Annotated in this window: 11 protein-coding genes; 2 read left to right on the plus strand and 9 right to left on the minus strand. The window is 40.1% G+C overall.

Annotated elements, in window-relative coordinates:
- The first annotated feature begins 230 nt into the window (after nucleotides 1–230).
- The gene (locus tag R2B72_RS13295) at nucleotides 231–1,316 is read left to right on the plus strand and encodes a CotH kinase family protein (RefSeq protein ID WP_318617106.1); all 1,086 of its coding nucleotides are present in this window, start codon (nucleotides 231–233) and stop codon (nucleotides 1,314–1,316) included.
- Nucleotides 1,317–1,344: 28 nt separating this feature from the next.
- Nucleotides 1,345–1,725, plus strand: a complete 381-nt coding sequence (locus R2B72_RS13300) for an SET domain-containing protein (RefSeq protein ID WP_318617107.1) — start codon at nucleotides 1,345–1,347, stop codon at nucleotides 1,723–1,725.
- A 167-nt stretch (nucleotides 1,726–1,892) separates the two neighbouring features.
- On the opposite strand, the gene R2B72_RS13305 is transcribed toward R2B72_RS13300, so the two are convergent.
- From R2B72_RS13305 to R2B72_RS13345, 9 genes are all read right to left on the minus strand, one after another.
- Nucleotides 1,893–2,966 carry a sugar ABC transporter substrate-binding protein gene (locus R2B72_RS13305; RefSeq protein WP_318617108.1) on the minus strand — a complete coding sequence of 358 codons (1,074 nt, stop codon included), beginning with the start codon at nucleotides 2,964–2,966 and terminating at the stop codon, nucleotides 1,893–1,895.
- A 13-nt stretch (nucleotides 2,967–2,979) separates the two neighbouring features.
- Nucleotides 2,980–4,527, minus strand: a complete 1,548-nt coding sequence (locus R2B72_RS13310; protein WP_318617109.1) for a response regulator — start codon at nucleotides 4,525–4,527, stop codon at nucleotides 2,980–2,982.
- The gene (locus tag R2B72_RS13315) at nucleotides 4,499–5,965 is read right to left on the minus strand and encodes a histidine kinase (protein WP_318617110.1); all 1,467 of its coding nucleotides are present in this window, start codon (nucleotides 5,963–5,965) and stop codon (nucleotides 4,499–4,501) included. Before R2B72_RS13315 ends, R2B72_RS13310 begins: the two co-directional genes overlap by 29 nt.
- On the minus strand, nucleotides 5,962–6,942 hold the full coding sequence (locus R2B72_RS13320; RefSeq protein ID WP_318617111.1) for a substrate-binding domain-containing protein: 981 nt from the start codon (nucleotides 6,940–6,942) through the stop codon (nucleotides 5,962–5,964). The genes R2B72_RS13315 and R2B72_RS13320 overlap by 4 nt, the downstream gene beginning before the upstream one ends.
- Nucleotides 6,943–7,110: 168 nt before the next feature.
- Nucleotides 7,111–8,286, minus strand: coding sequence for an ABC transporter permease subunit (locus R2B72_RS13325; RefSeq protein WP_318617112.1), 1,176 nt, complete (start codon nucleotides 8,284–8,286; stop codon nucleotides 7,111–7,113).
- A gap of 11 nt (nucleotides 8,287–8,297) precedes the next feature.
- Nucleotides 8,298–9,818 carry a sugar ABC transporter ATP-binding protein gene (locus tag R2B72_RS13330; RefSeq protein WP_318617113.1) on the minus strand — a complete coding sequence of 507 codons (1,521 nt, stop codon included), beginning with the start codon at nucleotides 9,816–9,818 and terminating at the stop codon, nucleotides 8,298–8,300.
- 90 nt (nucleotides 9,819–9,908) lie between these two features.
- On the minus strand, nucleotides 9,909–11,015 hold the full coding sequence (locus R2B72_RS13335; protein ID WP_318617115.1) for a sugar-binding protein: 1,107 nt from the start codon (nucleotides 11,013–11,015) through the stop codon (nucleotides 9,909–9,911).
- A gap of 315 nt (nucleotides 11,016–11,330) precedes the next feature.
- Nucleotides 11,331–12,059: an amino acid ABC transporter ATP-binding protein gene (locus R2B72_RS13340; protein ID WP_318617116.1), complete on the minus strand. Its 729-nt coding sequence runs from the start codon at nucleotides 12,057–12,059 to the stop codon at nucleotides 11,331–11,333.
- Nucleotides 12,056–12,700, minus strand: a complete 645-nt coding sequence (locus tag R2B72_RS13345) for an amino acid ABC transporter permease (protein ID WP_318617117.1) — start codon at nucleotides 12,698–12,700, stop codon at nucleotides 12,056–12,058. Before R2B72_RS13345 ends, R2B72_RS13340 begins: the two co-directional genes overlap by 4 nt.
- Between the last annotated feature and the right edge of the window lie 138 nt (nucleotides 12,701–12,838).

Consider the following 12,838-nt stretch of genomic DNA (forward strand, 5'->3'; position numbering starts at 1 on the left):
GCAATGCGTCAAAAGGCAATGCGTCAAAAGGCAATGCGTCAAAAGGCAATGCGTCAAAAGGCAATGCGTCAAAAGGCAATGCGTCAAAAGGCAATGCTTCTAAAGGTTCTCGTAAAAGCCGTCGTCAACAAGAATAAGTTAGCCACTTACGCTTGAACTATCATCCTATGATCAAGCGTAAGTAGTTTTACACTATTTACGGATTGAATAATGGAAAGGAAAGAAAACTGATGTCCTATTCAATTCCCTCTTATGCTTTAATACTTAAGGATACAGATTTAAAAGATTTACGGGGAGATTTATGGAACGATGAACCTGTCCCTGCAAATTTGCAGATAGATGGTGTCACCTATGACATTGATATTGCTTACCGAGGGTCATATACAAGAAAGTTCCGCAAAAGATCCTATCGTATCGAGTTCATCGAACCAAAAGTATTCTCCGAAGCCCGTGAAATTCATCTAAACGCAGAATACAAAGACCCCTCCTTATTCCGCAGTAAACTTTCCTTCGATTTCTTCAATGACCTGGGCGTTTTATCACCAGAGAGTCAACATATTAATTTAACCCGCAATGGCTCACTTAAAGGTGTCTATTTACAATTAGAGTCTGTTGATGAGTTTTTCTTAAAAAAGAGAGGACTCCCTTCTGGTCCTATTTACTATGCAGTAAACAATGACGCAAACTTCTCCTTAATGAGAGATGAAAAGATGAAAGAAACACTGCTTTCTGGCTATCAACGAGCTTTCGGAAAACCATCCGACGATGACATCCTCCTCGAATTAATAAATAAAATAAACACAGTATCTTTATCTAATTTTTCTAGCGAAATTTCTCACTCTATCAATATTAATAGCTTTTTACGCTGGCTCGCTGGGGCTGTTTGCACAATGAATAATGATGGCTTCACACACAACTATGCGCTGTATCACAATAGCGAGACGGGTTTATTTGAAATTATTCCTTGGGATTATGATGCCACTTGGGGGCGCAAGGTTGACGGAGGAATTATGAAATGCAATTTCGTTCCTTTAGAGGGTAAAAAAAGTAATCATCTTTGCTATCTCCTTATGCGTGTACCAGAATTCCGGAAACTTTACCGAAACATCCTGGAAGAAGTTTTAGAAACCAAGTTCACAGCTGATTATATGGAAAACAAAGTAGTTTCCCTGCACAAAGCCCTTCGACCACACATCCTTCTTGACCCTTATAAAAAAAGTCAGATGGATAAATTTGATTGTGAACCCGAGTTTATCTTTCAATTCATTCGCGACCGCAGCAATTTTTTGAAAGATCAATTGGTAAGTTTTTATTAAATGATGAATTACCGAAAGGAGATATACTGTGGTACCCATATGTGTAAAAGATACCGGTAAGTATGGTAGGGGGATATACGCTACGCGTGATATTAAAGCAGGTGAACTCATTGAGGTATCGCCTGTTTTAATATCATGTAAAAATGAATGGAAATATTTGAAGAAAACCGTACTTTTTAATTACTGCTTCAATTGGGGTGAAAATTACGAGCATGCAGCAATTGCTCTAGGATTTGGATCGCTATATAATCACTCCTATACGCCCAATGCTACGTTTAATAATAATTTAAACAATCTGTCCATTGAATTTTATGCACATAAAGATATTAAAAATGGTGAGGAAATTACTATCAATTATAATGAAAACGCTGACGATAACTCTCCATTATGGTTTGATGTAATCGACTAGAAATTCATAAGTTCTTTAAGATGAAGCAACCATTCAATAGCATGGTTGCTTTTTATGTTTGACAAAGGCATGTTTTCAACTGCATGTACAGGATTGGGACTATCCGCTACTATCTATAAAAACCTTCGTAAATACTCAAAAGTATAAAATCGCCTTAAATCCAATTATTATTCCTTTGATGTTGCCTGATAGACATCCTTAGAAGCATGAAATCCATCTGCAATTACTGTACTCTCCACATTGTTTCTGTCTACCGCAATTGGTGTTAACAATACAGAAGGAACTTCGATTTTGCCATTATTCACTTTCCATTCTGCAAGCACGTCCTCCCCCCTTGCCATCGCAACCGCTAATTCTGCAATTTTCTGTGATAGTATCTGAATCGGCTTATAGACCGTCATTGTTTGCGTTCCCATAACAATTCGCTGCACGCCCGCCAAATCTGCATCCTGTCCGGCAACCGGCAACTGACCTGCTAATCCAGCGACAGTGAGTGCTTGAATGACACCTCCTGCTGTAGCATCGTTTGCAGCAATCACGGCATCAATCTGTTTGTTCGTTGTGCGGAGGGCTTCCTCCATATTGGCTTGTGCATTCACCGGAGTCCAATCCTTTGTCCATTGATCATAAACAATTGTAATATCACCACGTTCAATATACGGACGCAGTATATTGAACACGCCTTTTTTCAATAAATGAGCATTATTATCGGTAATCGCACCTCCGATAAATACATAATTTCCTTTCGGTACGAGTGCAGTAATAGCTTCAGCCTGCATTTCGCCCACTCTTTCATTATCAAAAGATACATATAAATCGATATTCGCATTTTTGACGAGCCTGTCATAAGCAATGACTTGTATACCAGCAAGATGTGCCTTATGCACAATAGTGGCTGTCGCCTCAGCATTATGTGGAACAATCACCAATAGATCGATACCACTTTGGATGAGTGCCTCTGCCTGTGAAATCTGTAGCGCATCATCCCCATTTGCAGCAACAATCTCAACTTCTGCACCAAGTGCTTCTACAGCTTCCTTAAACAACTCACGGTCTCTCAGCCAACGCTCCTCTAGCAAGGTATCCATCGAGAATCCAATTCGGATTGGGCCGTCTTTCTCTTCTTGAGGGACTTGTTCTTCAAGCCCAACAGCCTTCAACTTCTGCGGTGAAGTATTTGTACAAGCAACAAGTAATAAAATCATCAAAAAAAACACCGTGACGATTGCCTTTTGTCTCACTCCATCACCCCTATCAGACTTCAACTTTTTTACTCACTAACGTTTTCCGATATTCCTTCGGGGATACTCCGCACATTTTCTTAAACACCTTGCTGAAATAATTCGGCTCATTGTAACCGATTTCAAACGTAATCTCCTTTAGACTTCTCTCTGGATCATGCATCAGCTTCTTCGCCTTTTCAATTCGGCAATCCGTCAGAAAATCAATATAATTAATGCCCAACTTCTCCTTGAACATTTTACTAATATAGATCGGACTTAAATTGACCCTTTGCGCAAGAACCTCCAGTGAAATATCCTGATGTGAATGTTCGCTAATATAGTGTTTAATTTGATGCATCTTATCCGCTTCTAAACGATCAAAATGAGCCTCGTAACTTGCATTCATACGCTCTATTAGTAGAAGCGTCTCTGTACATAATTGACGATAGTCCTGTGCTTGAAATGAGAAAAATGAGGTTTCTGTTGCAATACCCATTTCATCCATCACTCGGTTCGCAACCCACAGCAACTCGAGTACTCGTTGTTGTGTATACACAAGTGAATTCCCTGCATTCTCATATTGATGCATTAAATCCAATACACCTGAACGAATAGACACCCAATCCCCCAAGCGTATTTGGTCAAAGAAATCTTTCTGTTGCTGTTTAATCACCTGTTTGTCCTTCTCAAGACTAAGCGCTGGAACATCAGAATAAAATCTGCTTTTAACTGTCAATGTTGTATCCATGGTGGCAATAAGCGCTTCTTGATAGGACTGACGAATTTCGTCTAATGCCTCATAAACTTGACCTATTCCGATAAACCAATCTGAGCCTGCCTTCTCTTTATCCAACCATATAATTGAATTGGCTAATGCAATTGCTTGTGAACGAAAGGTCTTTGTTTGGTCACGAAAAACAATAATAGGAAGCTGTCGTCCATACAATGCGCCGACCCAAGCATCTCCCAATTCACGTACCTTTTCCTTAATCGGCACGTAATAGCGCTCTGCTTTTTCCGGTAGTAATACGACCATGACAAACTTTTCGTAAGTGGAGTGAATAGCCAGCATCTCGACAAGCATATCGATATGCACTTCATGTACATGGTCAAATAATAACTGTGTCACGATATCTGTTTCTACTAACGTCAACGTCTTTTGCCATTTTTTCTGTTGCGTCTGACTAATAGCCTCTAGCTCGCGTTCCTGCTGACATTGCTCCAACAATTTCCCCACTGTCGCTACAATTTCACTTGCTCGACTAGGCTTCAGTAAATAATCCTTTACCCCTAGCTTAATCGCCTGTCTTGCATAATCAAACATATCAAATGCCGTCACCATGACAAACTTGGTCGTTGGATGACTAACCTGAATCTTTTCAATAGCTTCAAGTCCTGTCATGCCAGGCATCATAATATCCATTAAAACCAAATCTGGTTGAATGATATCGGCTAATTCAATCGCCATCTTGCCATTCTTCCCTTGGTAAATAGTCAGTTCAGGGAATGCCTTTTGTAAAATCGCTTGCATCCCTTCTAGTTCAGTCGGTTCATCGTCCACTATAAGAAGCTTCATCATCATTTTCCTCCCTTACCGTTGGAATTTGTATGACTACCCTTGTCCCTTGCCCTTCTCTACTGTCAATCATGACTAAATTGTCGATTCCATAGAACAAATACAATCTTTTCACGACATTTTGAAAGCCTATACCTGTTGAATGTCCTTCGGTAGGTACGACAGTACCCTTCAATAGCTGCTCCGCCTTCTCTTGTGTCATACCTTTTCCACTATCCCCGATTTCAATAATGACACAGGAGTCATCCCTCTTGATCGTAAACCAAATTGTGCCGCCATCCTCTTCTGGCTCAATCGCATGGATAACCGCATTTTCAATAATCGGCTGAAGAGTTAAACCGGGAATTTTAACTTGCAAGCACGATTCATCAATGTCCGATTTAAATTGTAAACGCTCCCTAAAACGTGCCTTTTGGATTTCCATATACTGATTTAAAACAACCACTTCTTCAAATAACGTCACAGAGCGATCAATACGCTTCAAGTTATAGCGTAGCAAGCCTGCTACACTTACAATCAAATCGCTAGTCTCCTCTGCGCCATCTAAATAAGCCTTTTTCGATAAAGTATTCAAAGTGTTAAATAAGAAGTGTGGATTTATCTGACTTTGTAAGCTTTTTAATTGACTCTCCTTCAGCAACAGCTTACTTTGCTGAAGTTCATGCTCAAGCTGTGCTTTTTGTTGAATTTCCACTATTAAGTCATTAATGTTGATGCGCATCTTATCAAAGGTCTTGGCCAGAAAGGCTATTTCATCATTAGATTTCACTTCAATCTGTTGATCAAAACGACCTTGAGACAATTCATTAGCCGCCTTTGTCAGCCGATGAATGGGTCGCGTAATACTAAGTGAAAACCAATAAGTAGCCAATAATAATACAGCAGTCATCAATAGTAACAACCAGATGCCAAGTTTTTTTAGCTCCTCTGACTGTTGAATAATATCCCTGTAAAATCGATTAGAGGACTTTAATTCACGGTCTAAAATCGTCAATGTCATTTCTGATATGTACAAAGAAATACGATTTGCTTCATTAAATTGATTGGTCGCCCCTTCCATTTCTTGCTCCTCTGAAAACAGTATGGAGCGGTTCGTCGTCTCAATTAGACTATCTATCAAATGAATATAATTCGTTACTGAAAATGTGTTTTCTGCGTTCCGTAGTTCCGCTACATCCTGTTGCACTTTTTCAATAACAACTATGCTTTTCTTAATTTGTTGTTTATGTTGATCGGTTGGATTGACTAAGTAATTATTTAAATGGGTAATGATTTGCTGACTAGCTGTAGTTACTTCATTCATCCGCAAATAACGCTGTAAAATTGTATTCGATTGCTCTTGCGTTTGCTGATTGTAGTGCGTCAAGGTCAACCAAATACTTCCCATAATAAGTAGCATCATAGCTACTAACATCCAAATTTTCTTTTGAATTGTCGTCATCGTCCTTCACCTTTCGCTTGAACCATGCGCGTTTCGGTGAGATATCCGTTTGAATTGAGCGGGACAGTCTTGCCTGTAATCCACTCCATCATCCATTTCACACTCTTACTACCCATCTCTTTTGGCTTCTGCTCCAAAATCCCATCTAGCTTGCCTTGTTCTAAGAGGACAGTTGACTCTACTCCATCATCAAACGTATAAATATAATAAGGTTCCACCTGCGTGCGTCTCCCAATTTCTTGAATCATCGGTCCCGCATAATTTGCATTGATAGCTATAAAAGCGGATATGCTCGGCACTTCATTCATCAGTTGCTGAGTCGTTGCCATTACTTGTTCCTTTGTATCTGCTGTTCCTCTAACAATCATTTTGATATCTGGATACCTACTTAATACATCCTGAATGCCAGCTAAACGTTCCTTCTGATAGTACGCTCGTTGTTGATCGCCAAGAATAACCACTTCTCCTGACGGCCCCATTTCTTTTAGCAATTGACGGGCAACCACTTTTCCTGCCCAATACTGATCTGAGCCAACATATGTTTTGCGTAAACTTTCTTCCACCGGTACATCATTAGCGACGGTAATCACAGGTATTCCATAAAAAGCCGCCTTGACCTTTGTTAGTTCTTTGAATTCCTCATGATCTAGTCCCTGCACAATAATTCCATCCACTTTTGAATGGATGGCAATTTCCATCTTCTTCATAAAGTCCTCTTTATTATTGCCATAGCTTCCCCATACTTCAAGCTGAACATTTTCTTCTCGCGCTTGCTGTCTAGCCCCTTGACCAACCTGATTCCAAAAAGGTGTCTCTAGTTCTTGTGTAATAAGTACAAGTCGAATGGATGCCGGTGCCAAGAAGAGGTTAGCAGGCATGTCACTTGTTGAACGGAATGCCTTAGTAGCTGACATAACAGTCAAATAGCTAAAAACTACAATGAGTGTACCGAGAATAAGCACAACTTTTTTCCGCATCCGTCTTCCCCTTTCCAAATACCTTTCCTTTCATCTTATCACCTGTTGAAGAAGTGACAACGACTTAATCTATTACGCTTCGCTTTCAGTGCAAAAACATTTTCTGAATTAAGTTAAATAGTATGAGGCACCCTACAACTAGGGTGCCTATTTATTCTACTATTCTCTTTAGGCCCTTTGCCTACGTGTCATAACATCAAAGATGACTGCTCCAGCTAAAACGCCACCGCGAATCATATATTGATAGGAAATTCCGACACCTAGTAAGTTCATGCCGCTTGATAACGAAGCCATAACAATAGCTCCAATTATCGCACCTGTTACTTTACCAACACCACCGGCAGAAGATACCCCACCAACATACGCTGCTGCAATCGCATCGAGCTCAAAAAGAGTTCCAGCTGTGGTCGTTGCCGATTGTAGTCGAGAAGTAAATAGGATTCCAGATAATGCGGCTAGCATTCCCATCGACCCAAACACGATGTATGTAATCTTTTGAACATTAATCCCACTTAAATGCGCCGCCTCAGGATTACTACCCACTGCATAAATATGACGGCCGAGCACTGTTTTAGTTGTTAAAAAATGATAGACAATGACAACCGCTATGATAATGATAACAGTCCAGGAGAATCCGTTATATCCAGCTAAAATCCAAGTAATATAAGCAATAACCGCTGATATCAAAACGAGCTTCACACTAAATAATTTCTTAGACATCACATCAAAGCCATATGTCAATTTGTTGCGCCGATTGGCGATTTCATTGTATGCATAAAATAGAATTCCGACAAACCCTACTAATAACGTCAGTAGATGTAAGCCATTGATTTGCATAATCGATGGAATAAATCCATTCCCTATCGCATTAAATTGCTCGTTCCTAACAATAATCGTTCCTGTTTTTTCCGTAACTTGAAGGAGTGCACCGCGGAAAATTAACATTCCCGCCAGCGTAGCAACGAATGATGGAATCCCAATCTTTGCAACCAATGCTCCGTTAATTAAACCAATTGCAGTACCTAAAATTAAAATTAACGGTATCGTAATCCAGACCGACAAGCCAAGCTGCATTAGGAAAATGGCCGTAATCGCACCTAAAAATCCTGCCAAAAAACCAACCGATAAATCAATATGACGAATGACGATGACCAAGGTCATCCCAACAGCCAAAACTGCAATATAACCAGCAGAATCCAGTAAGTTACTAATATTTCGAGAAGACATAAATAGACCGTCCGTCATAACCGTAAACGTTAACAAAATAACAATTAACGCAATATACATCCCATAATCTCGAATATTGGCTTTGACGAGCGCTTTCCCTTCTTTAAAAAATCCCATCGTTATCCCCCTTATTGTGTCGCAAGTTCCATAATCGTTTCTTGTGTCGCATCCTTTATGGTCAGTTCTCCTTTGATTGCACCGTTTGCCATCACATAGATACGATCACTCATCCCTAGTACTTCACCAAGTTCAGAAGAAATCATAATAATACTCATACCTTCGTCAATCAACTGATTCATAATCGTATAAATTTCAAACTTTGCTCCAACATCAATTCCGCGTGTCGGTTCATCCAAAATCAAAATCTTAGGTCCAGTAAACAACCATTTACCGAGCGATACTTTTTGCTGGTTTCCACCACTGAGATTGCCAACTACTTGCTCTAGTGAGCTTGCTTTAATATACAACGAGTCTTTGTATTCTGAACCGACCTTCACTTCTTCGTTTAAATTTAGAATCCCCTTTTTCGAGATTCCCTTTAGATGCGCGGCCGAGACATTACTTTTAATATCCTGCAATAAAAATAGCCCGTCGCCTTTCCGGTCCTCTGTAACATAGGCAATACCAGCCTTAATGGCATCACTTGTATGCTTCAATACTGCTGGTGCCCCCTGAATCTCCAAATCCCCTTGTAGCTTATAGTTTTTTGGATTTCCAAAGATACTAAGCGCAAGTTCTGTACGACCAGATCCCATAAGACCAGCAATCCCAACAATCTCGCCTTTTTTCACTTGAAGATTGACGTTTTTCACGACGTTTCTTCCAAGTTGCACATCATAGGCCGACCAATTTTTCAGTTCAAGGACAGTATCTCCGATGATTTTGTCAGGATGTTTCGGGTAAATGTCTTCAATCTCACGGCCCACCATGTTTTTGATGATGACATTTTCCGACACTTCCCCTTCACTAGCATCAAGCGTACAAATCGTTCTTCCATCGCGTAAAACTGTCACTTTATCCGCTATGTGAATGACTTCCTTTAGCTTATGTGAAATCATAATACAGCTAATCCCCTGACTTCTCAGTTCCTTAAGGAGTTCTAATAGATTTTCACTGTCATCCTCATTTAGCGCTGCTGTTGGCTCATCTAAAATAAGCAGATTTACATCTTTACTTAACGCTTTGGCAATTTCAACGAGTTGTTGTTTCCCTACACCTAATTCCTTGATCAATGTTTCCGGCGTCACTTCTAGCTTTACTTTTTTCAGTAACTGCGTAGCTTGGACAATCGTTTGGTTCCAGTCAACAAAAGGGCCTTTCTTCACTTCATTGCCGGCAAATATATTCTCATAGACGGTCAAATCCGGAAAAAGTGCTAGCTCTTGATAGATGATGCCAATACCAGTTTTCACACTATCGTTAATCTCACGAAACTGTTGAATTTGGTCTTCAAATACGATATCACCATCGTACGTGCCATGTGGATAGACGCCACTCAACACTTTCATCAGTGTTGATTTACCCGCGCCATTCTCCCCGACCAAACAATGAATTTCTCCTTTTTTCACTTTGAAATTCACGTTCGATAGGGCTTTGACTCCCGGGAACTCTTTCGATATATCATTCATCTCTAAAATATAGTCGCTCATTCCGTCGCCTCCCTAACCCAAACAAAATAGAAATGGAGAAATAGTGATAGATGATGCTATCACTATTTTTCCTTTTCCAATGTGGTAATTTTACTTTAAACCTGTGAAGTCGCTTGCTTCGTAGTATTTAGAATCAATTAGCTCAGCTTTCACGTTGTTTTTATCAACCACGATAACGTTAGTTTGTTTCGCTTTCACTTCAATTGAACCATTATCATAAGAACCTGTTGTTTTTGGTGTATTGCCATCTAGGATTTCAACTGCCATCCCCATTGCGTCTTTTACCAATGTACGCACGTCTTTGAATACCGTCATCGATTGTTTTCCATCAATGATGTATTGGATTGATGCTTTCTCTGCATCTTGCCCTGTCACAAAGAAGTTTGATATCGCACTATCAGAGGCAAATACGTCTGCGATTGAGCGAGCTGTTCCATCATTAGGTGCCAAAACTGAAACATCGCCTTTTAGGTCATCACTTGCAGCCGTTAAGTGCGTTTGTGCTTTGTTTTTTGCTTCATTAGCATCCCAGTTCGTTGTAATTTGACCGATGATTTTCCCCAGCTGGTCACGTGATAGATCCGCTGAACCCATTAAAGCCTCTGCTTCACTTGAGTTGGCGATTTTGAAAGTACCATCCGCAATTTTCGGTTGAAGCACTTGCCATGCACCTTCGAAGAATAGGAATGCGTTGTTATCTGAAGCTGCCCCAGCATACATGTAAAGTGGAACGTCAGACCCCTGTGCGTTGTCTACTAAATACTGTGCTTGTGCAGCACCTACTGCTAAGCTATCGAATGTTACATAGTAATCTACTGCATCTGTATCTGTGATCAGACGGTCATAGGCAATCACGGTTACGCCTTCTTTTTTAGCTGCTTCTACCGCAGATGCAGCAGCTGCGCCATCATGAGGTGTGATGATCAATACCTTGATTCCTTTATTTAGTAATGCCTCTACATTTTCTTTCTCTTTCGCTGAAGATCCTTGGCTAAATAGAATTTCCGTTGAATAATCAGAATCCGCTAACGCGTCTTTGAAGCGCTGCTCATCCTGTACCCATCGCGGCTCATCCTTTGTCGGTAACACAATTCCGACGTCAATTGTGTTACTACCCTCATTGTTACATCCAGCAGCTACTACTGCGAACATCATCAAAATCGCTAATAACATTAATCCCTTGAACTTTTTGAACATTTTTTATCCATCTCCCTTTGTATAAAAAATAACTACAACTTCATCATAGACTCTGAATATTCAATAAGAAAGCGCTATCAATGGTACTCTTTTAACATTTACTATACTTTTTTAACCAGAGTCTTCGATTAACCATTTCGAACAAGGTTGACTTCCGCTTCAGGTGGACGCCGCCTTACACTTCAACTAATGAAAATAGAACGCCATATTCTCGAATGAACAAAAAAAAACTCCAAAATAAAAAGCGTGCCTGAAATTGTTTCTTCAGGCACGCTTCACGAATAATTACTTAAATAGGTACTCGTCTTGGAGTTATTACAGTACTTTACTCAAAAATGATTGAGTTCTAACTTCTTGGGGATTGCCAAACAATTCCTCTGGTACATTTTCCTCTACAATATAGCCACCGTCCATGAAAATGACACGGTCCCCTACTTCACGTGCAAACCCCATTTCATGTGTGACGACAACCATTGTCATTCCTTCTAGTGCAAGTTGCTTCATAACCCCTAAAACATCACCGACCACTTCTGGATCAAGGGCAGAAGTTGGTTCATCAAACAGCATAATACTTGGATCCATCGCCAACGCCCTAGCTATTGCGACACGTTGCTTTTGCCCTCCTGATAGTTCACCAGGGTATACATGTGCTTTATCAGAAAGACCTACTTTTCGAAGTAGCTCCAGTGCTTTCTTCTCGATTTCGCCCTTGTCACTTTTACGAAGTTTCATTGGCGCAAGCATAATATTTTGTAATGCGGTCATATGCGGAAAAAGATTAAATTGCTGGAACACCATCCCTACATTTTCCCTAATTTTATTAATATCGAGCTTTGTATCCGTAATATCTTGACCATCAATGACAACATGACCGCCTGATATATCCTCCAAACGATTCAAACACCGAAGAAATGTACTTTTTCCAGAACCAGAAGGTCCAATTACACAGACCACTTCACGCTCATTTATCTCTACATTAATATCCTTAAGTACTTCAAGTTCGCCAAAGGACTTCTTCAAATTTCTCACTTGAATTAAAGTCATCTAAGCTCAAACCTCCTTTCAACAAAGCTAGAAAGTAGCGACATCAGATAAATTATAACAAAATAGATGACCCCTACAGTTAACCAAATTTCAAAGGGTTGAAAAGTAGCACTTGCTTGAACTTTACCTTTTTGCACGATATCCGCAATCCCAATAATAGAGAGAAGAGAGGTATCTTTAAAGCTAATAATCGATTGGTTCGTAATTGTCGGCAGCATTCTTCTAAATGCTTGTGGCAAAATTACTGCACGCATCGTATACGCCTGCGAAAGACCGAGTGATCTTGATGCTTCCGCTTGCCCTTTATCAATCGATTGAATTCCTGTTCGAATAATCTCTGAGAAATAGGCGCCGGCGTTTAACGAAACGGTCAAAATTCCTGCTACTGTTCGATCTAGCGAAATAAATTCAAGAGAATTCACACCAAAGTAAATGAAAAATAATTGAACAATAAACGGTGTCCCCCGAATAATATCAACAAAGGCCTTCGCTATCCAGTTAAGGATTTTAAATGGTGTAAGGCGTATCAAAGCAACAACTAACCCTATTAAAAATCCAATAATAATTGAAAAGAAAAAGATGTACAACGTAACTTTTAGCCCCTGCACTAAGTAGGGTAAAGACGCAATAATCGTGTCCATTTATTCACTCCCTTAAAAATACCGAACCGTCAGTTAACATCATCATGCTGTCATTTAGGTCGCTTGGCGCTTTACGGAGGCCACCCCAAAAGGCGCCTCCGTTGTCAAATAACTAGATTCTGCACTTCAATATGCAAC

Source organism: Sporosarcina sp. YIM B06819 (assembly GCF_033485175.1).
Taxonomy (GTDB): domain Bacteria; phylum Bacillota; class Bacilli; order Bacillales_A; family Planococcaceae; genus Sporosarcina.